This window comes from Xanthomonas floridensis (assembly GCF_001642575.1).
In the GTDB taxonomy this organism is placed as follows: domain Bacteria; phylum Pseudomonadota; class Gammaproteobacteria; order Xanthomonadales; family Xanthomonadaceae; genus Xanthomonas; species Xanthomonas floridensis.
Genome location: NZ_LXNG01000015.1, coordinates 25,075 through 48,052, shown reverse-complemented (window position 1 = coordinate 48,052; position 22,978 = coordinate 25,075). Strand labels below are relative to the sequence as shown.

At 65.8% G+C, this 22,978-nt stretch carries 11 protein-coding genes; 10 read left to right on the top strand and 1 reads right to left on the bottom strand.

Annotated elements, in window-relative coordinates:
* The first annotated feature begins 6 nt into the window (after window positions 1-6).
* From A7D17_RS10045 to A7D17_RS10020, 6 genes are all read left to right on the top strand, one after another.
* A complete protein-coding gene (locus A7D17_RS10045) occupies window positions 7-1,824 on the top strand; it encodes a DUF885 domain-containing protein (RefSeq protein ID WP_064508947.1) in 1,818 nt (605 codons plus the stop codon).
* Between the two features lie 20 nt (window positions 1,825-1,844).
* Window positions 1,845-3,668 carry a DUF885 domain-containing protein gene (locus A7D17_RS10040; protein ID WP_064509000.1) on the top strand — a complete coding sequence of 608 codons (1,824 nt, stop codon included), beginning with the start codon at window positions 1,845-1,847 and terminating at the stop codon, window positions 3,666-3,668.
* A 64-nt stretch (window positions 3,669-3,732) separates the two neighbouring features.
* Window positions 3,733-5,319 (top strand): APC family permease, encoded by a 1,587-nt coding sequence (locus A7D17_RS10035; protein WP_064508946.1) that lies wholly within the window; start codon window positions 3,733-3,735, stop codon window positions 5,317-5,319.
* Window positions 5,309-7,657 (top strand): S9 family peptidase, encoded by a 2,349-nt coding sequence (locus A7D17_RS10030; protein WP_064508945.1) that lies wholly within the window; start codon window positions 5,309-5,311, stop codon window positions 7,655-7,657. Before A7D17_RS10035 ends, A7D17_RS10030 begins: the two co-directional genes overlap by 11 nt.
* Entirely contained in the window at window positions 7,657-9,294 is a 1,638-nt protein-coding gene (locus A7D17_RS10025; protein WP_082861862.1) for a DUF5597 domain-containing protein, read from the top strand. The genes A7D17_RS10030 and A7D17_RS10025 overlap by 1 nt, the downstream gene beginning before the upstream one ends.
* Window positions 9,295-9,411: 117 nt before the next feature.
* Window positions 9,412-9,708 carry a flagellar basal body rod protein FlgC gene (locus A7D17_RS10020; RefSeq protein WP_064508944.1) on the top strand — a complete coding sequence of 99 codons (297 nt, stop codon included), beginning with the start codon at window positions 9,412-9,414 and terminating at the stop codon, window positions 9,706-9,708.
* A gap of 150 nt (window positions 9,709-9,858) precedes the next feature.
* On the opposite strand, the gene A7D17_RS10015 is transcribed toward A7D17_RS10020, so the two are convergent.
* Window positions 9,859-11,427 (bottom strand): S53 family peptidase, encoded by a 1,569-nt coding sequence (locus tag A7D17_RS10015; protein ID WP_064508943.1) that lies wholly within the window; start codon window positions 11,425-11,427, stop codon window positions 9,859-9,861.
* A gap of 398 nt (window positions 11,428-11,825) precedes the next feature.
* On the opposite strand from A7D17_RS10015, the gene A7D17_RS10010 reads away from it, so the two are divergent.
* The 4 genes from A7D17_RS10010 to A7D17_RS09995 all read left to right on the top strand — a co-directional run bounded on the left by A7D17_RS10010 (window position 11,826) and on the right by A7D17_RS09995 (window position 22,912).
* Complete coding sequence (locus tag A7D17_RS10010) at window positions 11,826-14,183, top strand: glucosidase family protein (RefSeq protein ID WP_064508942.1); 2,358 nt, start codon at window positions 11,826-11,828, stop codon at window positions 14,181-14,183.
* 263 nt (window positions 14,184-14,446) lie between these two features.
* A complete protein-coding gene (locus A7D17_RS10005; protein WP_425479586.1) occupies window positions 14,447-16,711 on the top strand; it encodes a S9 family peptidase in 2,265 nt (754 codons plus the stop codon).
* A gap of 503 nt (window positions 16,712-17,214) precedes the next feature.
* Window positions 17,215-20,106, top strand: coding sequence for a TonB-dependent receptor (locus A7D17_RS10000; protein ID WP_064508940.1), 2,892 nt, complete (start codon window positions 17,215-17,217; stop codon window positions 20,104-20,106).
* Window positions 20,107-20,518: 412 nt separating this feature from the next.
* The gene (locus A7D17_RS09995) at window positions 20,519-22,912 is read left to right on the top strand and encodes a glycoside hydrolase family 127 protein (RefSeq protein ID WP_064508939.1); all 2,394 of its coding nucleotides are present in this window, start codon (window positions 20,519-20,521) and stop codon (window positions 22,910-22,912) included.
* Window positions 22,913-22,978 lie beyond the last annotated feature (66 nt).

Genomic DNA, 22,978 nt, shown 5'->3' with positions numbered 1-22,978 from the left:
CACTGCATGAAGCACCTGCGTCCTGTCGCCATCGGCCTGCTGGCCGCCGCCTTGTTCACTGCCTGCAAGCCGGCGCCACCCGCACCGGACACGGCAGCTGCGGCCACTGCCGCACCGACCGGCGAACTGGCCGCCCAGGCGTTCGATGCGCTGCTGGACAAGCAGTGGCAATACCAGCTGCAGCACAACCCGGAGTTCGCCAGCATCATCGGCGACAAGCGGTACAACGATCGCTGGAGCGATTATTCGCTTGCGGCCGTGCACGCAGAGCGCGCCGCGACCGTCGACCTGCTTGAGCAGTTCGAAGCAGTGGACGCAACGTCACTGGACGAACAACGCCAGCTCAGCCTGCAGATGATGCTCGGCCAGTTGCGCGACAAGCTGGAGGGCATCGACCTGAAGACCTATGCGATGCCGCTGGAGCCGATCGGTGGCATCCAGCTGGCGTTGGCCGGGTATGGCGATGCGTTTCCGTTCGAAAACGCCAAGGATTACCAGGACTACATCGCGCGGCTGCAGGCCATTCCGAGCGTGATCGAGCAGGTCATCGCGGTGTCGCGCCAGGGGGCCAAGGACGGGTTGGTGCAGCCACGTTACCTGCTGGAGCGCCTGCCCGAGCAGATCGACAAGATCGCGGCGCTGACCGGCGAGCAGAGCCCGTTCGCGTCGCCGTTGAAAAAACTCGATGCGGCGGTGCCGGCCGATCAGCGCGCCGCAATACGCAAGCAGATGCTGGCCGCGATCGACCAGCAGGTCCGCCCGGCCTACGGCAAGCTGTCCGCCTTCGTGCGCGACGAATACGCCGACCAAGGCCGCAGTTCCGAAGGCATCTGGTCGCTGCCCGATGGCGAGCGCCGCTATCGCTACGCCATCCATACCCAGACCACCACCGACATGGCGCCGGAGCAGATCCATCAGATCGGCCTGCAGGAAGTGGCACGTATCGAAGGCGAGATGGCGGTGATCGCCAAGGCGCAGGGCTTTGCAGACCTGGCCAGCTTCCGCAAGGCGGTGGACACCGACAAGCGCCACTTCGCCAGCTCCGGCGAGCAGATCCTGCAGCAGTACCGCCAGTACATCGCCGCGATGGAGCCGGAGTTACCCAAGCTGTTCGGTCATTTGCCGAAGACGCCGCTGGAAGTGCAGGCGATGCCGGCGTTCCGGCGGGCTGCGCCCGGCGCCGAATACTGGCAAAGCAATCCGGAAGGCACCAAGCCGGCCATCGTGAAGGTCAACACCAGCGACTTCGCCAGCCGCACGCTGGTCAACATCGAAACCACTGCCTATCACGAGGGCGTGCCCGGCCATCACCTGCAGATCTCGCTTGCCCAGACGCTGCCATTACCGCCGTTCCGCCAGCAGGCCGGCTACAACGCCTACATCGAAGGCTGGGCGTTGTATGCCGAGCGCCTGGGCAAGGAGATCGGTTTCTTCAAGGACCCGTACAACGACTACGGCCGGCTGTCCGGCGAGCTGCTGCGTGCCAACCGCCTGGTGCTGGATACCGGCGTGCACTACAAGCGCTGGAACCGGCAGCAGATGGTGGATTTTTTCCACGCCCATCCGTCCGACGACGAACCCAGCATTCAATCGGAAACCGATCGCTACATCGTCTGGCCGGGCCAGGCACTGGGCTACAAGCTCGGCCAGCTGCAGATCCTGGCGTTGCGCGCGGAAGCAGAAAAAGAGCTGGGCGATCGCTTCGATGTGCGCGCCTTCCACGACGCGGTGCTGGGCGGCGGCGCAATGCCGTTGGCGATGCTGCAGCAGCGCGTGCGGCAGTGGATTGCCCAGGCCAAGTCCGCACCGGGAGTGGCCAAGTGAGCGCGGTGCCGACCAGCAGCATGGCGCGGCTCAGCGCGCTGAGCCTGCTGATCGCCGCCAGCGTGGTGGGTACACCGCTACGGGTGCACGCAGCCGAGCCTGCGCCGACCGCGCAGGGTAGCCAGGACACGGCCGCGGCCCGCTTCAAGGCCTTGTACACGCGGGAATGGCGTTGGCGGCAGGCACAGTTGTCCGGCGCGGTGGATGAAGACAATCAGGCCACGCAAGACACGCAGTCCGACCATCTGCCCAAGGTCGATGTCGCCACCCAGACCCAGCGCACCGCGTACTGGCAGCAGGTGCTGGCCGAACTGGATGCGATTCCCCAGGCGCAGCTGTCGGCCGAGGACCAGGTCAGCTACCAGGTCTACCGCCAGCAGCTGCAGGTGCTGCTGGACCAGCAGCACTTCCGTGCCTGGGAAATGCCGTTCAATAGCGATTCGGCGTTCTGGAGCGATCTTGGCTTCAGTGCCGAGGCCAAGTTGCGCACGCGCGAGGACTACCAGCGCTATCTGAAAATGCTGGCCGATATCCCGCGCTATTTCGCCGAGCACACCGACAACATGCGTGCCGGTCTGGCGCGGGGCTTCAGCCAGCCCAGGGTCACGCTGACCGGGCGCGATCAATCCATCGCCGATGTGGCGCAGGCCAGGGGCGAAGCCAACCCGTTCTACGCACCGTTCAAGCAGATGCCCGCCACGCTGACGGCGCAAGTGCAGGCGCAGCTGCGCCGGCAAGCGGTCGACACCATCGACACCCAGGTGCTGCCGGCGTACTCCAAGCTGCTGGACTTCATCCGCAACGAGTACCAGCCGCGTGCACGGTCCACGCTTGCCGGTGAAGCCTTGCCCGATGGTCCGGCCTACTACCGCGCGCAGATCCGCGAGTTCACCACGCTGGAGCTGAGCCCGGACCAGATCCATCGGATCGGCCTGCAGGAGGTCGCCAAGCTGCGCAAGCAGATGGATGCCACCATCGCCGAGAGCGGCTTCAAGCCGCCGGCCGGGCAGGCGGTGTTCCCGGCGTTTCTGCACTTTCTTCGCACCGACCCGCAGTTCTACGCCAAGACGCCGGAAGAATTGCTCAAGCAGGCGGCGTGGATTGCCAAGCGCGTGGATGCCAAGGTGGGCGATTACATCGGCCGCCTGCCGCGCCGACGCTTCGCCATCGAGCCGGTGCCGCCGGAGCTGGCGCCGTTCTACACCGGCGGTCGCGGCGGTCCGGGCATCTATCTGGTCAACACCTACAACCTGCCATCGCGGCCGCTGTACAACCTGACCGCACTGACCCTGCACGAATCCTCGCCCGGCCACGCGCTGCAGATGCCACTGGCGGCAGAAGCGCAGGGTCTGCCGGCGTTTCGCCGCTATGGCTATCTCTCGGCCTATGGCGAAGGCTGGGCGCTGTATTCGGAGTACCTGGGCCAGGAAATGGGCATGTACGACACGCCCTATGATCGCTTCGGCTATCTCACCTACCAGATGTGGCGCGCCTGCCGGCTGGTGATCGACACCGGCATTCACCACGAGGGCTGGACGCGCGAACAGGCGCAAGCCTACCTGCGCGACAACACCGCGCTGAGCGAGCACGAAGTCACCACCGAGGTGGATCGCTATATCGCCTGGCCTGGGCAGGCGCTGTCGTATTACCTGGGCGAGTTGAAGATTCTGGAGCTGCGCCGCAAGGCCGAAGCGGCGTTGGGCGAAAGATTCGATCTGCGCCATTTCCACGATGCGGTGCTGCAGACCGGTTCGGTGCCGCTGCCGGTGCTGGAAGCGCGCATCGACCGCTTCATCGCCGATGGTGGCGTGTCGCCGTATCCGGACGACACCGCCGACGATTGATGCACCACCACCACGGGTGCGGCGTTGCCGCCGTCACCGCGCTTTCCACTCTTCGGGGCGACGTATGACCACGCACGGTGCGACCACGCAAGGCAAGTTCCACAAGCGACTGAGCCTGACCGACCTGACCTTTATTGGCCTGGGTTCCATCTTCGGCTCGGGGTGGTTGTTTTCCGCAAGCCATGTGTCGTCGATCGCCGGGCCGGCCGGCATCGTGTCGTGGATCCTCGGCGGCATTGCGGTGTTGCTGCTGGGGCTGGTGTATTGCGAGCTCGGCGCGGCATTGCCACGTGCCGGCGGAGTGGTGCGCTACCCGGAGTATTCGCATGGTAGCTTGCTGGGGGCGTTGACCGGCTTCATCACCTTGATCGCGTTTTCCAGCCTGATTGCGATCGAGGTGGAAGCCGCGCGGCAATATGCGGCGGCATGGTTTCCGTGGTTGAGCCAACCGGGCAGCACCCATCCCAGCATCTGGGGCTGGCTGGTGCAGCTGGCCTTGCTGGTGCTGTTCTTCCTGCTCAACTACTTCAGCGTCAAGACCTTCGCGCTGGCCAACAACATCGTCAGCATCTTCAAGTTCCTGGTACCGATCCTGGTGATCGTGCTGCTGATGAAGCACTTCAACGCCGGCAACCTGAGCGTGCATGGGTTCGCACCGTCGGGGATGGCCGGAGTGGAAGCGGCCATCTCCGCCGGCGGTATCATCTTTGCGTACCTGGGGCTGACGCCGATCGTGTCGGTAGCCAGCGAAGTGCGCGACCCGCAGCGCAATATCCCCATCGCGCTGATCCTGTCGGTGGCGCTGTCCACGGTGATCTATGTGCTGCTGCAGCTGGCCTTTCTGGGCAGCATTCCGGCCGCGCAACTGGCGCAGGGCTGGAGTGGCATCGACAAGGCATTTTCGTTGCCGTATCACGACATCGCGCTGGCGTTGGGCATGGCGTGGCTGGCGGCGTTGGTGATCTGCGATGCGATGGTCTCGCCCAGCGGCACCGGCAACATCTACATGAATGCCACCCCGCGCGTGGTGTATGGCTGGGCGCGTAGCGGTGGATTTTTGCCGGTGCTGACGCGGGTGGATCCGGCATCGGGGATTCCGCGTCCGGCGTTGTGGCTGAGCCTGGGCCTGTCGATCTTCTGGACGCTGCCGTTTCCCTCGTGGGAGACGTTGATCGGCGTGGTGTCGGCAGCCCTGGTGTTGAGTTATGCGGTGGCGCCGGTGACGGTGGCTGCGCTGCGTCGCAGTGCGCCGGATCTGCCGCGGCCGTTCTTCGTGCGCGGGCTGAGCGTGCTGGGGCCGCTGTCGTTCATGGTGGCCGCGTTGATCGTGTACTGGTCCACCTGGCCGACCCTGTCGTGGTTGCTCGGGTTGCAGGTGCTCGCGTTCGTGCTGTACGTGCTGTATCGGCTGCCCTCACGCGACGGGCGTGCGCGGCTTTTGCGGCAAGTACGCGCATCGCTGTGGTTGATCGTGTTCTTCGTGCTGGTGATGGCGGTGTCGTGGGCCGGCACTTTCGGCGGGCACGGCTGGATCGCGCATCCGTTCGATACGCTGAGCGTGGCGGTGATTGCGTTCTTCATCTACCACTGGGGCGCACGCAGCGGACTGCGTAGCGACGAACTGGCATTGGAAGAAGACGATGGGCAGTGAAGCGCGGCGTGCTGCACGGGTCAGGCAGGCGGCGCGCGTCGTGGCCGCATGCCTGCTGTGGCTCACGGCCAATGCGCAAGCGGCGCCGACGGTGGCCGACTACCAGCGCTCGCTCGGCCTGCGCGCGCAGTGGAGCACGCTGACCGAGAACGTCGCCTGGCCCGCGCAATGGCAGGATGACGGCAGGTTCTATTACCGCAAGACCGTGCCTGGCGGCTTCGCCTTCGTGCGCGTGGATGTGGCCACGTTGCACAAACAACCGGCCTTCGACCAGGCGCGCGTGGCGCAGGCGCTGCAGGCCGCCACCGGAACCGCCTATGCGGCATTGACGTTGCCGTTCGAGCAGTTTGCGTACTCGCAGGAGGGCGGACGCGAAGACGGCGCGATCGTGTTCGGCATCGAGGACGCTGCATGGCGCTGTACGTTGACCACCTACCGCTGCGCGCCCGACGATCCTGGCCGGCAGCCGCAGGGGCAACAGCGACCGCGCGGCTTTGGCGTGGTGCGCGACCCGGACGTGGCGGCCGACACCGCCCCGCGCCGCTCCCCCGATGGGCAATGGGAAGCGTTGGCCGACGGCTGGAACCTGATCGTGCGCCGGGTGGCCGATGGCCGACTCGTGCGGCGCACCGACGATGGCCGCGCCGAGGATTACTTCGATCCGGACAGCATTGCCTGGTCGCCCGATTCGCAGGCGCTGGCGGTGTATCGGGTGCGGCCGGGCACTGCGCGCCGGGTGACCCGTGTGGAGGCCGCGCCGGCCGGGCGCCTTGAGCCAGTGGTGCACACCCAGCTGTATCCCAAGCCGGGCGATGCGGTGGATGTGGAACGGCCGGTGCTGCTGGCGGTGGATGGCACACGGCGCGTGGTGGACAACGCGCTGTTTGCCACGCCGTATTCCTTGTCGCCGCTGCAATGGCGGGCGGATGGGCGCAGTGTGAGCTTCGAGTATGTGCAACGCGGCTTCCAGCACATGCGTGTGATCGCGGTGGATGCCAGCAATGGGCGTGCGCATGTGGCGGTGGCCGAAGACGCACGCACCTTCGTCTACGCCGACCGCAGCTTTCGTCATGAGGTGGACGCGCATGGCAACGAGATTGTGTGGATCTCCGAGCGCGACGGCTGGCGGCATCTGTATCTGTTCGATGGCCGCAGCGGCAAGCCCACGCGCCAACTCACGCGCGGGCCATGGGTGGTGCGCGATGTAGTGAAGGTCGACGATGCACAGCGCCGCATCTGGTTCACCGCCAGCGGTATGGATGCCGGCAAGGACCCGTATTATCGGCAGCTCTACAGCGTGGATTTCGATGGGCGAAACCTTCACCGACTGACCACCGCCGATGCCGATCACGATGTAGCCATTGCAGACGATGGGCGGCATTACGTCGACGTCTACTCGCGCCCGGACCTTCCGCCGGTGATGGAATTGCATGCCATCGATGGCCGGCTGTTGCAGCAGGTGGAGCAGGGCAACATCGACCGGTTGCTGGCCGCAGGCTGGCGCGCGCCTGAAACCTTCGTCGCCAAGGGCCGCGACGGTCGCACCGACATCTGGGGCATGGTAGTGCGGCCGCGCAATTATGACCCGCGCAAGACCTACCCGGTGATCGAAAACATCTACGCCGGCCCGCACGATTCCTTCGTGCCCAAGACGTTCTGGCCGTTCGGCTACCACTCCGGCGGCGACAAGCAGATCGGCATGCAGGCGCAGGCGGACCTGGGCTTCATCGTGGTGATGATCGACGGCATGGGCACCGCCAACCGTTCCAAGGCCTTTCACGACGTGGCGTGGAAGAACCTGGGCGATTCCGGATTCCCCGATCGTATTGCCTGGCATCGCGCCCTTGCTGCAAGGGACCGGTCCTACGACATCAGCCGCGTCGGTATCTACGGCGCGTCGGCGGGGGGGCAGAGCACCCTGGGCGCGCTGGAACGTCACCCGGCGTTCTACAAGGTAGGCGTGGCGTTTGCCGGCTGCTACGACAACCGCATGGACAAGATCAGCTGGAACGAGCAGTGGATGGGCTGGCCGGTGGATGCCAGCTATGCCGCTGCCTCGGGTGTGGTCTATGGGGGCAAATTGCAGGGCGACCTGCTGCTGATCGTCGGCGAGCAGGACAGCAATGTGGACCCGGCGTCCACCGCGCAGGTGGTGGACGCCCTGGTCAAGGCCGGCAAGGACTTTGATCTGCTCAACGTCCCCGGTGGCGAGCATTCGGTGGGCCGCTCCAGCGGGCCGATCGACTATGTACAACGCCGCCAGTACGACTTCTTCGTGCGCCACCTGCTCGGGCAGCCCACGCCGCACTGGAATTCATCCGCCCCGGAGGCTCGCTGATGCTGCTGGCCCGTTTATCCGCCCTGCGCCAGCGTGGCCGCGCGGTTGTCTGCTTGTGTGTGTTGTCGCTGTTGGCCATCGGGATGACACCAGCAGCGTGCGCAGAAGAAATGCCGCGCTTGGTCAGCCGGAACGGCCGTCATGCGGTCTTCGTCGACGGTGCGCCGTACACCATCCTGGCCGCACAGCTGCACAACTCCAGCGCCTGGCCGGCGGTGTTGCCCAAGGCGCTGGACGAGGTGGTCGCGCTGCATGCCAATACCGTGGAAGCGCCGGTGTATTGGGAGCAATTCGAGCCGGTGCAGGGCCGCTTCGACACCACCAACGTGGATGCGTTGATCGCCGGCGCACGCAAGCGCGGGCTACGCGTGGCCTTGCTGTGGTTCGGCAGCTGGAAGAACGGCCAGATGCATTACGTGCCGGAATGGATCAAGCGCGACGACGCCACGTACCCGCGCATGCGCGATGCCAATGGCGCGCCGGTGGATGTGTTGTCGCCGCATGTGGCCGCCAATGTGCAGGCCGATGCGCGCGCGTTCACCGCATTGATGCAGCACCTGCGCAAGGTCGATGGCGAGCGCCACACGGTGATCCTGGTGCAGGTGGAAAACGAACCTGGCGCCATCGGCACCGTACGCGACCACGGCCCGGCCGGCGAGGCGGCGTTTGCGCAACCAGTGCCTGCCGCGATCGCGCAAAAACTGGGCAAGCCGCAGGGCAGCTGGCAGCAGCTGTTCGGCGCCGAGGCGGCAGAAGCCTTCAATGCGCATGCGACCGCCGCGTATATCGAACAGGTGGCCGCCGCCGGCAAGCGTGCGTATCCGCTGCCGCTCTACGTCAACACCTGGCTGCGCTACAAGGGCAAGCGCTATCCGGGCATGGATTACCCGTCCGGCGGCGCCACGGTGAATGTGTTCGCGCTGTGGCGCGCGGCCACGCCGTCGATCGATTTCATCGGCACCGACATCTACACCAGCGACTACAACGAATACACCAAGGTCATCGGCCAGTACGCGCGTCCGGACAACCCGGCCTGGGTGTCGGAGACCGGCTTCGAAGCGGCCACGGCGCCGTATCTGTTCCATGTACTGGGGCAGGGCGGGGTGGGCTTCTCGATCTTCGGCATGGATGGCAACCCGGACAGCGAGGCGAATCGGGCCGCCACTGCCGCGCATGCGGCCAATTTCCAGCTGCTGGCGCCGCTGCAACGGGTGCTGGCCCAGGCCGCGTTCGATGGCCGCCTGCAAGGCGTGGCCGAGCAGCCCGGCATGGCGCAGCGCAGCCTGCGCTTTGGCGATTGGCAGGCCAAGGTGTCGTTCGGTGCGCCGATGTGGGGCGATGCGCCGGCGATCCTGCCGGGCAACGACGACCACGGTGGGCGCCTGTTGGTCGCGCAGCTGGGGCCGGAGGAGTTCCTGGTCACCGGCATGGCCGCGCGCATTGAATTTTTCCGCGAGGCGGCCGATACCCGTCATGGGCAACTGTTGCGGGTGGAGCAGGGGCGGTATGTCGACGGGCGCTGGCAGGTGGAAAAACAGCTCAACGGCGACCAGACCGACTACGGGCTCAACTTCGGCCACGGAGGTCCAGGCAGTCCCGAACCGGTGGTGCTGCGGGTGCGGGTCGGAACCTATTGACGAATGCAGGCGCTACGGCGACTGCGTGCGCGGGGTTGCCAGCACTACCTCGACCTCCCTATCGCCTCACTCCATTGCATCCCGCGTCACCTCAGTCACTTGCGTCACGGAGCCACCATGAGCATCAGCAGTATCGCCAGTTCCGGAATGCAGGCCGCCGCGCTGCGTCAGCAGGTGGCCGCCAGCAATGTCGCCCGCCAACCGGTGGACGGCAGCCCGCGTCAGGCGGTGGCGGCCCGCACGCAGGCCAATGGCGGCGTGTCGGCCAGCGTGGTCGATGCCGTGTCCGATCCGTCGGCTCCGGTCACCGATCTGGTCGACGGGCTATCGGCGCGTAACGATTTTCAGGCCAACGCCAATGTAGTGCGGCGCTCCGACCAGATGCTGGGCAGCCTGCTGGACGTAGTGACCTGAAAGCCTGATGGGATGAAGGCCGGTTCCGGATCTGTTGCGCCGGGTGCACGGCTGGCAAGCCAGTGCCGCATCTGGTGACACCTGGGCAGACCTTACGCTGCGATCTCGCAGCCGCCGTGCAGCCCGCCACGACAACCGTGTGTATCGTTCTCAGTCTTGCCGCAGCAAGGCGGTGAGCTTTGCGCCGTCGGGTACCCCCAGGCCGGTGTTGGCGTCCCAGCCGGTGGCGGCGCGATAGCCGCCGTTTGCGCCGGCCACGATGTCGCGGAACGCCTCCGGCTTTCCATACAGACGTGGGGCTACAAAGCGCGGCTGCATGCGATTGGCGCCATAGATGCGTGCCAGCAAGGCCGCCCACAGCGGTGCAGCAGCACTGGTGCCGCCCATCACTGCCGGCTGCCCGTTGATCAGCAGGTAGTAGCCGGTCTGCACATCGGCATTGGCAGCGACATCCGGTACGCCGCGCATGCGCAGTTGCCGGGTACGCTGTTGCTCGTCGGTGAGCTGCAGATTCTTTTGCCAGGCCGGGCGAGCGAAAAACCGGCTTTGCCCACCGCCGCCCTTGGACCAGGCCTGTTCGTCCGCGCTGTCGCTGTCGACCTGAAGCCGGGTGCCGCCGCAGGCCAGCACGAACGGGCTGGATGCCGGGAAACATACGTTCAGACCGGGCTGGCCATCGCTGGCGCCGTCGTCACCGGCCGCGATGCACACGGTGATTCCCAGCAAGGCTGCAGCCCGGAACGCGCAGTCGTAGGCCTGGCGCGATTGCGGTGTCCACTGCGCTTCGGTGAAGCCCCAGCTGATGGCGATCACGCCTGGCGAATGCACGTGGTCGTGGACGGCGGCATTGATCGCTTCGAGAAAACCGTTATCGGTATTGGGCGCGAAGTACATCACCAGCTTGGCGCCGGGGGCAATGGCGCCGGCAATCTGGATGTCCATCTGCGCTTCGATATCTGCAGTTTCGTTGCCGGTGCCGAGGGTGTTGCCGGCGCCTGGCAGCAGCACATCCACCATGCTGGGCATGGGCAGCCGCAGTTGCGCGAAATACGCCTGCATCTGTTCGCGCGCATAGCCACCGCCCAGCACGATGATGCCGATGCATTGGCCGTGGCCGTCGTGTTCGGGAAAGCCGTATAGCTGCGCCAGTTGCGGCGGTGTGTATTGCATGACCGGGCCGTTGGTCTGCGCGTCGGCGACATGCGGAGGAGCCGGCGCTGCAGTGGGGGCGGGTGTCGGTGCGGCGGGCAAGGTCTGCGCCTGCGGGCGCGCATCCAGTCCCATGACGGCGGTGACGATGCCTTGCAGTTCCTGCGGGATCGACACCGGGCCGGTGCGGCCGCGATAGCGCAGGGCGCCGTCGACATACGCGCGCAGGCTGACCTGGAACGCGGTCTCGCACTGCGCCACGCTGCCTTCCAGCACGACCGTGCCGCTGTCGGCATGCGCACGCTCCACCGCCAGGCCGTAGCTGGCAGCAAATGCTGCCACCGCCTGCAGGTCGGCCGGGGCGGCAGCGAAGCGCGCACTGAACTGCGCCCGCGAGAACGCTGCTGGCAGCGTGTCGGCCTGTAGTTGCAGCAGCACCTCGGCCGCCGCATCGAGCGCCGGCATCCGCACCGCCAGCAGCACCCGCAGCCGCTCATCGGCGGCCGGCACTCCGGCGTCGATCCTGGAGGGCGGTGTCTGGCGTTCACTGCCGGGAAGAACGGTATGCATGCGGCGATCTCTCTCTGTAAGGACGGTGACGCGCGGTGCGACTGCGCGGCTGCGGGGAAACGTCGTGGTGACAGCATCGTCACCTCGTGCGTCGGGGGCTCATTGAACGTCATGCTGCGTGGATGCAGTGCGCTGTCGCGGCACCGGATCGATCGCAACGCGAAGTTGTTTGCGTCCTCCACGCATGTCGCCAGGCGCCGTCGAGCGCAGGGGCGCAGCCTGGGGCAGGCCCGCCGCAGATCTTGAGACGGCGCCACTGCCGATCCATCTGGTCAGGGCGCGGCTGCGGCGGTCGATGGTGCTGTATGCCCATTTCCGCACGCGCGTCAGACAGGCCTCACAAGACGGGGGCGGCGCCAACGCGCAGCATGCAGGGTGGATCACTCAAGGGCGCAACGATGGACCGGAGAACCTTTCTGCGGCAGGGCATGGCCGCAACCGCGGCAGTCGGCACCGGCGCGGTGCTTGCGGCGCAGGGCGGCGCGAACGGTACCGCCGCACCTGCCACGCTTGCGCAACCGGTGCTGGAGGCGGTGCCAGCCACCGCGCCTTCGGGCAGCAAGCTCTGCAGTTTTCGGCATCTGCAGCAGGACTGGACCGTCTACGAGCGTCTGGACGATCCGCAGGCTGCGCTGACGCTGCAGACCGACGCCGGTGTGCTGCGCCTGGACAAGCGCCTCGAAGCCACGTATCCGGCGGCGGGCGCGCCGTACTTCGGCCTGCCGTTGGCACAGGTGGCCATGGCCGAGGCGGACCTGCTGGCAGACCGCCTGCTGCGCGACGGCGACCCGGACGAGACGCAGGTGCGCGATGTCGCGCCACCGCCGGCCTCCTTGCTCGACCCCAAGGACAATGGTGGGCGCTGGCCGTGGACCACCTTTGTCGGTACCCGCGAAGCGCTGGATACCATGCCGATCCTGCCCAACGGCCGCAGCCGCACCGCGCGCCCGGAACACGCCTTCGCCGAACTTGGCGAAGAGGCGCTGATCAAGCGCCGCGAAGAAGGCGTGCTGGGTGGCTGGATGCCGGCGGTACGCAAGGTGATGCGCCGCGAAGGCGAGCCCGATGCCTGGTACGACGTGCTGGTGTTCGCCGATGTGCGTGCCACCGACCGCTTCGTGGTGCAGACCTGGCACCGCACCATGCAGGTGCGCGGTGGGCAGGTCGTGGCGGTGCACTACACGCACAGCTATCCAGCCTTCGGCACGGCGCGCACGGCGGCCACCGCCGAGCAGTTCTACGCGGCACTGATCGATTTCGCCGCGTACTGGCAACACGCGCTGGCCGGCACCGTGCAGGCGCAGCTACCGGACGCCAGCTGGAACGCGATGGCGCACTTCGCCTTCGCACGCGAGCTGGTGGTGCGGCCGGGCGGCGACTACCCCAAGTACGGCGCGGTGGAGCGCGACTATTACGGCAACGAGTACGATGGCTTTCAGGACACCTTTACCAGCTCGCTGTACGCCAATCTGGAATGGGGCCGCTTTGCACAGGCGGCGGCGGTACTCGACAATTACTTCGACGCGTTCGTACAGGACGATGGCCTGCCCAACATGCGCGGGCCGGAAGTCGGGCAGTTCGGGCTGACCCTGTCGCTGCTGGCACGCTACCTGCGCTACACCGGCGATGTAGCGCGCCTGCGTCGATTGCGGCCCAAGATCGCGGCCACCGCGCAGCTGCTGTGCGATCTGCACGACCAGGCGCTGGCACTGCCGCGCACGGCGCAGGGGTACGGCCTGCTGCATGGCTGGAACGAATCCGATGCCTGCCTGTTTCCCGATCCCTCGCTGTGGTGGAAGCCGTACTACGCCAATAGCGCGCTGACAATCCGCGGCTGGGAAGACATCGCCCAGGTGTGGAGCGCGCTGGGCGGGGAGACCGCAACAGCGGCCCCGTGGCAGCGCCGCGCACGGCAGCTGCGTACACGGCTCCAGGCCAGCCTGCGGGCCAACGTGCGCCACGACCTGTCGCCGCCATACGTAGGCCCGCTGCCGGGTACCACGCTGACCTTTCGCCAATCGTTGCTGCAGGAAAAACCCAGCGAACAGCAATGGCCGCATCGCGCGTACGCCGAACTGCTGCAGGCCGATGTGCTGCCCGACGATCTGGCCCATCTGGTCATCGACTGCCTGCGCGGCCATGGCGGCACCAGCATCGGCGTGGTGGCCAATATCGCGCCGCCGGACCCGGGCAGCCGCGACCTGCTCGGCTTCATTTCCTATGGCTATGCGCAGCAATTGCTGCGGCTGGACCGCATCGAAGAATATCTGCTGTTCGTCTATGCGCATCGCTATCAGGTGCATACGCGCGGCAGCTGGACGGCCGGCGAGGTCAGCGGTATCACCGGCGGCATGCCGCTGTTCTGCATGCCCGCCCAGATGACCATTCCCTTGCTGTTGCGCTGGATGCTGGTCAGCGAGGACAGTGCAGGCGAGCAGCTGTTCCTGGCGCGCGCGCTGCCGCGCGCATGGCTGGGCAGCGGTGCACCGCTTGGCATCGCTGCCGCACCCACGCGCTGGGGCAAGCTCACGCTGCGCCTGCGCACCGATCTTCAACAGCGCTGCATCGAAGGCGAGGTGGAGCTCCCCGAGCGCAGGCCCAAGCGCACCTGGCTGAGCCTGCGCGTCCCGGCGGGCACGCGGTTGCAGCGCGTTCTGGTCGATGGCAAGCCGGCGCGTCTGCAGGGTCCACATGCCGACCGGGTGGCGTTGCCGGGGGAGGCAGCGCTGGTCAGGGTGCAGGCGTGGTTTGCATGACGCGCTCTCGTCGCGGTGGCAACACGCTACGTCGTTGACTACATCGGCCTCGTAACCGCACGCAGTCGCGCAGGCGTTTCGCTGCGACGCTGGCCGTGCCCCCTACCTCACAAGCCGGCGCTCGATGGGCCACGCCATCACTGTGCTGGATCGACGGAACCGCTATGAAGTCCTCGTCTGCTTGTACGCCGATACCCCGCCGTCGTCCCCCTGTGGGCTGGCACGTCTGCGTTGTGCTGTTGTCGATGCTGACGAATGCCGCGTTGGCGCAAAACGCTGAACCCACCGCTGCGCAATACACCCAGGCGATGGAACTGTCCGATCGTTATCTGTCGCTGGTCGATCACGAACCCGCCGAGCCGGTGTGGATCGATGCGGGGCACTTCCTGTACCGGCGCGGTGTTGCGCGTGTCAATCGGGCGCCGGCCATCGAATACCGCCTGGTGGATGCCGCCACCGGCCGCAACAGGCTGGCTTTCGATCATGCACGGCTGGCAGCAGCCTTGAACCAGGCCGGCGCGCAAGATGTCGATGCGGCCGCACTGGCGCTGAAACAGCCAACGCTTGTGCAGCAGCACCTGGGCTTTCAACTGGCGCGGCTGGGCTGGCAATGCGATCTGGCGCGGTATCGCTGTGCGCGTCAGCCTGACCGCGACGAGCCAGCCGAAACGATGGACATGGCGCTGCCACTCAAGCAAGGCGAGCGCACCGCCAAGGCATCGCCGGACGGGCGCTGGCGCGCATGGGTGGAGCAGGGCAACCTGGTGATTGCGCCGAAGCACGGCGGCGAACGTCGGGTTCTCAGCCACGACGGCAGCAACGGCGACTATTACGCCATCGACAGCGTGGAATGGTCGCCGGACTCGCAGCACCTGGCCGCCTACCGGGTCAAGGCACCGCCGCCGCACATGGTGTATTACATCGAATCGGCGCCGGCCGATCGCGTGCAGCCCAAGCTGCATCAGCAGATCTATCCAAAGCCGGGCGATGCGTTGCCGGTGATGCAGCCGGTGCTGTTCGATATCGCCACCGGTGCGGCCCACCCGGTCGCAATGACTTTACTGCCCAATGCCTTCACGCTGAACAGTCTGCAGTGGTGGAAGGACAGCCGCGGCTTCACCTTCGAATACAACGCGCGGGGCCACCAGCTCTATCGCGTGATCGAGGTGGATGCGCGCACTGCGGCCGCGCGCACGCTGATCGAAGAAACCTCGCCCACCTTCATCGAATACTCCGAACTCAGCGGCAGCCACGAAGACGGCGGCAAGCACGCGCGCAAGGATCTGGCCGACGGTGCGCAGATCCTGTGGGCGTCCGAGCGCGATGGCTGGGAGCATGTGTATCTCTACGATGGCCATCGCGGGCAGGTGATACGCCAGGTGACACGTGGCGACTGGGTGGTGCGCAAGCTCGACTACATCGATGAGGCGGCGGGCCAGCTGTACTTCACCGCCTCGGGCATGCAACCCGGGCAAGACCCTTATTACCGGCACGCCTACCGTATTGGCCTGGATGGCACGGGCCTGACTGCACTGACGCCGCAGGCCGCCGATCACCAGCTGAGCTACTCGCCGGACGGCAAGTGGTTCGTGGATCTTTACTCGCGCGTGGACCTTGGCCCGGTGCTGGAGCTGCGGCGCAGTGCCGATGGCCGATTGGCGCAGACCGTGGAGCGCACCGATCTGAGCCGGCTGTTCGCCAGCGGCTGGCAGCCGCCGTTGCCGTTCCATAGCCTCGGGCGCGATGGCAAGACCGAGATCTGGGGGGTGATCCATCGCCCGCAGCAGTTCGACCCACAGCAGCGGTATCGCACGGTCGAGTACATCTATGCCGGCCCGCAGGGATCGTTCGTGCCCAAGACGTTCAGTGCCCGCGTGTTTCCCCTCACCGGGATGGGATTCACGGTGGCGCAGATCGATGGCATGGGCACCAACAACCGCTCGCGCGCCTTTCACGATGTGGCCTGGCGCAACCTCAAGGATGCCGGCTTGCCCGATCGCATCGCCTGGCATAAGGCCGCTGCCGCGCATTATCCGTGGTACGACATCGCCGGCGGCATCGGCGTGTTCGGCACTTCCGCCGGCGGGCAGAACGCGTTGGGAGCATTGCTGTTCCATCCGGAATTCTATGTGGCCGGCGTGGCCAATTCCGGTTGCCACGACAACCGCATGGACAAGATCTGGTGGAACGAGCAATGGATGGGCTGGCCGGTCGGGCCGTGGTACGCGGAATCCTCCAACGTGGAAAATGCCGCACGCCTGCAAGGTCATCTCCTGCTGATCACCGGCGACATGGACATGAACGTCGATCCGGCCAGCACGTTCCAGGTGGCCGATCGCTTGATCAAGGCCAACAAGGATTTCGACCTGCTGGTGGTGCCGGGCGGCGATCACGGCGCCGGCGGCGATTACGGCAGGCGGCGCCTGCTGGATTTCTTCGTCCGCTGGATGCAGCGCGCCCCAACGCCGGACTGGAACCGCAGCCCCGCAAGCGCTGCACCGCAGTCAGCGGTGTCCGCCACACCGTGATGCGCGGCGCGGCGCCGCGATTGGCGTGATCCGGCCAGGCTGGCTGTCGCCATCGCGCAGACGCGTCGGGCCAGCCATGCAGCTGTAATCACCGTGCATGCCGATGGCCACGGGGGCGAGGCTACGCGGATGACGGTGGAGGGATCAGGCCCAACCGCACCAGCGCTGCAGTGCTCGCGCATGCGCGAGCCAACCATGCTGTTTTCCGCATGCGCTGTCGCCAAATGCGACAAGACGCCGCGCGTGCGCACAGGCACATTGTGACCAGCTGATGAAAGCGGATCGCATTGGGCGACACCGCTGCGTACCGACATCCATCCGACACCGCGCATTGCGCGCAGCCGAGAACAGGCGTGCGCCTGGCAGGTGTCGAGCGTGCCCGCAGCACGCGCGTCGCACTGGGTGTGCGGCGGTGTGCTGCTCCCTGTCCTGACCTGCGCTGGCGCATGCCGGCACGGACCTGTGTTGCCGATCGTTTGCCCACGTTCTCCCAGGAGCTCCGCATGCCGATGTCGTTGTTGCCTCATTCTCCCAACCGCGCTGCCGCCACCCGCCCGATCCAGCACGTGCTTAGCAGCGCTTTGTCGGTGGCGCTGTTTGCAGGTGCGGCGGCACCGGCGCAGGCACAACAGGCAGCCGGCGATGCAACCCAAACGCTGGACAGCGTGGTGGTCACCGGCTCGCGCCTGCGTCGTGTGGATACTGAAACCGCCAACCCGGTGGTCACGGTAAGCCAGGAACAGATCGCCGCCACCGGCAAGGCCACGGTGGGCGATCTCTTGCAGGAATTGCCATCGATCGCCGGCAATGCCACCAACCCGTACACCAATAACGGTGGCGGTACCGGCGCATCGGCGGTCTCGCTGCGCGGCCTGGGTGACAAGCGCACGCTGGTGCTGGTCAACGGCATCCGCCTGGCCTACAACGATGTCAACGCGATTCCATCCAGCATGATCGAGCGCATCGAAGTGCTCAGCGATGGCGCATCTGCGGTGTATGGCTCCGACGCCATCGGCGGCGTGGTCAACTTTATTTTGCGCACGCACTTCGACGGCGTGCAGTTCAGCAGCGACTTCGGCACCAGCAGCGAGCGCGATGGCAACCGTCGAAACTTCGCGCTCACCACCGGCAAGACCTGGGAGCGCGGCAGCCTGATCGGCGGGCTGTCGTATCACAGCATCGACCCGGTATCGGCAGGCGCACGTGCATATTCCCGGGATGCGCTGGCCTTGATGGATGGTCAGCCGGTCAAGCAGGGCTCTTCCGCCACGCCTACCGGCACGGTCAATTTCAACGACGGTTCCGATCAATCAGCGCAACTCGCCCAGACCAATGGCTGCAGCCGCGTCACGCTCAACAGTGGCGTCAGCGGGCGTGCCGGCCCGGGCGATTTCCATTGTTACAACGCCAGCGCAGATTCGTATAACTACCAGCCCTTCAATCTGCTGCAGACCCCGCAGAAACGCACCAATGCCTTCCTGCTGGGGACATTTCGCTTCAGCGACAGCGTTGAGGGGTACGTCAACACCTGGTTCAGTAAAACCGAGTCGGCATCGATCATCGCGCCGATCCCGATCTTCTCCAACGGCGACAACATCCTGGTGTCGTCGCAGAGTTACTACAACCCGTTCGGGGTCAACTTCGGCACCGATCGCACCACTGGCACGTCCTACAACGACTTGAACACGCGCGCCACCGTGCTGGGCAATCGCAGTTATCAATACAACACCTACAACTTCCAGATCAGCCCCGGTCTGCGTGGCCGCTTCGGCGACAGCTCCTGGCAGTGGGACGCCACCTTCAACTACGGCAAGGTCAAGCAGAAGTCCATCAACAACGGGTTTCTCGACTACGCAACGTTCAATCAGGCGATCGGCCCGTCGTTCCTGGACAGCGATGGTGTGGTGAAGTGCGGGGCCGCGGGCGCGGCGACCGCCGGCTGCACGCCGTTGAACTTCTTCAACCTCAATGACAGCGCCAACCTGGATACGCTGCAGGGCATGGTGGTCAACCCGATCGTGACCAGCGTCTATACCGTCAAGCAGTTCGAGGCCAATGCCAACGGCTCACTGTTCGAATTGCCTGCCGGTGAAGCCAGCCTTGCCGCCGGTATCTCCTACCGTAAGGAACGCTCCACCACCGCATCGGACGCGCTGTGGACGGGCGATGAGAACGGCCTGTGCGGGGTGATCGAATTCTGCTCGTCCACCCTCAGCGGCAGTTTTGATGTGAGGGAAGCCTATGCGGAGGCCCTGTTCCCGCTGCTCAAGGACTTGCCGGGGATCAACGCGTTGAACGTCACGGTGGGTACCCGCTATTCCGACTACAGCTCCGTCGGTAGCAAGACCAATAGCAAACTGTCGCTGGAATATCGCCCGATCGAGAACCTGCTGGTGCGTGGCACCGTCTCGCAGGTGTTTCGCGCGCCGAACATCAACGAGTTGTATGCCGGTGTTGCCGGCGATGCTGCCACCGTCAACGACCCGTGCAACGGCTACACCGGCGGCAACAGCGTGGCCTGCGCCAATGTGCCTACCAACGGCAGCTACCAGCAATCGGACGGGCAGGTGTCGGGCAAGGTGTCCGGCGCCGCGGTGGCCGGTTACCAACTCAAGCCGGAGACCGGCAAGTCGTACGACGTGGGCCTGGTGTACGACCCGCAGTGGATCGACGGCCTGTCGCTCAGCGCCGACTGGTGGCGCATCGATCTGGAGGACACCATCACCACCGTGTCCGCGCAGACCGTGCTCAACCAGTGCTACGCCAATTCGGCAAGCGCGTTCTGCGCGTTGATCCATCGCAATGGTAACGGCACCATCAATTACATCGCCGAGCCCACCGTCAACCTGGGCAAGCTGTGGGCCAAGGGCATCGATTTCAATCTGACCTATCGCCTGCCGGAGACCGCCTGGGGCCGGGTCAATGCCAGCCTCAACGGTACCTACCTCACCCGCTACGACGTGCTGCCCGACACCACCGACCCCAGCTCGGTCACTATCCACAACGTGGGTCGCTATACCCAGGCCTATGGCAATTTCCCGCGCTGGCGCGCGCTGGGGACGGTGAGCTGGGCGTTGGACGACTGGAGCGCCACCTGGCGTATTCGCTACGTCGGCAAGACCGACATCGGCAATGCCGATCTGGACCAGAGCCTGTCCGCCGACGCGGGTATTCCCGGCGTGGTGCGCAAGATCGGCGCATATGTCTACAACAATCTGCAGCTGGGCTACGAGGTGCAGCCCTGGCATACGCGCTTCGAGGTAGGTGTGGACAATGTCGCCAACAAGCAGCCGCCGCTGTATTACTCCAACAATGTGGGCAATGCCAACACCGACGTCGCCACTTACGATCTGCTGGGCCGATTCTACTGGGCACGCGCCACGGTGAAGTTCTGAGGTGCGCGTGCAGGCATGCCGGTGCGCTTGGGCCAGGCGTTAGTACGCGTTCGCCTGGCGTGCTGGTGCGCAGTGCGGCTGACAAGTCGTCACGAGCTGCCGCCAGGTGGATACGGGTGGGGCACAGGAGTCGGGGCGCGCGAAGCGTGTTTTCTGATTCCAGGCGTCAACTGGCACACTCGATGGTCCCGAAACAGTCTTATTGGTTGCCCATGAGATGTGCAGACATGCATGAAGCGACCACCGTGCGAGCGACACGCGTGGCGGAGTGGCGGCATCGGAGAGGCAAGGAGTCTGGGTATGCCGGTTTCGCAGGGAATCGCGATGCGGGCACAGTGCAGTTCCGCGTCTTCCGTGCCTGCTTGCATGATGTGGGTGTGTCCTGTCTTCTCAGCGACTGCGAGCCTTGCCAATGACCGACGCATGCAAGTTCGATGATGCCCGCCTGCCGGTTGGCAGCCTGTCGCGGCGCCGGTTTCTGGCCTGGAGCAGCCTTGCGGTTGCCGCCGGCTTCCTGCGCTTTCCCGCCGATGCTGCCGCCGCCCAACCTGGCCGCATGCGTGCGGTGCCGCTGAACCATGTGCGGTTGACTCCCTCCTTGTTTCTGGACGCACTGCAGGTCAACCGCCGGTACCTGATGCGGCTGGAGCCAGACCGGTTGCTGCACAACTTCGTGTTGTATGCCGGTCTGGATCCGAAGGCGCCCGCCTATGGCGGCTGGGAAGCGGACACCATCGCCGGGCATACGCTGGGGCACTATCTCAGTGCGTTGGCCTTGATGCATGCGCAAACCGGCGATGCGCAATGCGCCACGCGTAGCGCGTATCTGGTGAGCGAACTGGCGCGTTGCCAGGCGCATGTAGGCGATGGCTATGTGGCCGGCTTCACCCGCAAGAACGCGGCGGGGCAGATCGAAAGCGGTCGCGCGGTCTTCGATGAGCTCAAGCGCGGCAAGATCGACCCTGCACCGTTTTATCTCAATGGCAGTTGGGCGCCCCTGTACACCTGGCACAAGCTGTTCGCCGGCCTGCTCGATGTGCATGCGCATTGCGGCAATGCACAGGCGCTGCAGGTGGCGGTGGGGCTGGCCGGTTACCTGCAAGGCATCTTCGCAGCGTTGGACGATGCGCAGCTGCAGAAAGTGTTGTCTTGCGAATTCGGTGGCCTCAACGAATCGTTCGTCGAGTTGCATGTGCAAACCGGCGATGCGCAGTGGTTGGCACTGGCGCAGCGCCTGCATCATCACGCCGTGCTCGACCCGTTGATCGCCCAGCGCGACGAACTGGTGCACCAGCATTCCAATACCAATATTCCCAAGCTGATCGGCCTGGCGCGCGAGTACGAGGTCACCGGCGATGCAGCTTCCGGCGCGGCAGCGCGCTTCTTCTGGCACACGGTCACCGACCATCACACTTATGTGATCGGTGGCAACGGCGACCGCGAGTACTTCCAGCAGCCGGACAGCATTTCGAAGTTTCTCACCGAGCAGACCTGCGAGCACTGCGCCAGCTACAACATGCTCAAGCTCACCCGGCATCTGTATCAATGGGGGCCGCAGGCGGCGTATTTCGACTATTACGAGCGCACGCTGCTCAACCACGTGATGGCGCAGCAACATCCGCGCACCGGCATGTTCACCTACATGACACCGCTGTTGGCCGGCGAAGCACGCGGCTGGTCCACACCGTTCGACGATTTCTGGTGCTGCGTCGGCAGCGGCATGGAGGCGCACGCGCAGTTCGGCGACTCGATCTACTGGGAAGACGGGCAGGGCGTTTACGTCAATCTGTATGTGCCCTCCAGCGTGCGCGATGCAGCGGGTTTCGCACTGAGCTTGCGTAGCGCGCTTCCCGAACAAGGCCAGGTGACGCTGCGCATCGACGCCGCGCCTGCGGAAACGCGCATGCTCGCCTTGCGCGTGCCCGGCTGGGCCGGCGCGCACACGCTGCAGGTCAACGGGCAGCTGCAAGCAACGCAGCCGGTCGAGGGCTACCTGCACATCGAACGGCTGTGGAACGCTGGCGACACCGTGTCGCTGCAGCTGGAGATGCCGTTGCGGCTGGAACCCACGCCCGACGATCCGGCATGGGTCGCGATCATGCGCGGCCCGCTGGTGTTGGCAGCCGACCTCGGCGACGCCGCAACGCCGTGGAGCAACAAGACCCCGGTGCTGATCGGCGGCGATGACGTCCTGCAACGCCTGCGGCCGCTCCCGGCCCACGGCCACTACGCCTATGCCGATGCCGATGCCGATTCAGATGGCGCCCGGCAATGGCAGTTTTCCCCGTTCTACGCCCAGTTCGATCGCCGCAGCGCCGTCTACCTGGAGCACCGCGACGCCTCCGCCTGGCAACAACGCCAGGCCGGGCAGGCGGCAGCGGACGCGGCGCAACGCGCACTCGACGCGCGCGCACTGGATCGCATCGCGCTGGGCGAGGAAGCATCGGAGAAGGCGCACGCCCTCACCAGCGACAGCTCCTACGCACTGAGCTACCGCCGCCGCGCCGGCCGCGACGCCCGCACCGGCGGTTTCATCGCCTTCACCCTGCGCAACACCGCACAGGCCCGCATCCTGCGCCTGCGTTACTGGGGCGACGAAACCCGCCGCCGCTTCCGCATCCTCGCCGACGGCGAACTCATCGCCAACGAACGCCTGGACGGCAACCGCGGCCTGGACTTCGTCGATGTGGATTACGCCTTGCCTGCAGCACTGGCAGGCCGTACCTCCTTGCAGATCCGCATCGAACCGGAGACCGGATACTCGGCCGGGCCGGCGTTCGGGTGTTGGGTGTTGGAGTCGGCGTGAGGCGGCCAGACAGGGCCGGCCTTGCCGCCGTCTGACTGCGAAATCGCCTCGCTGCGTTGGAGGTGG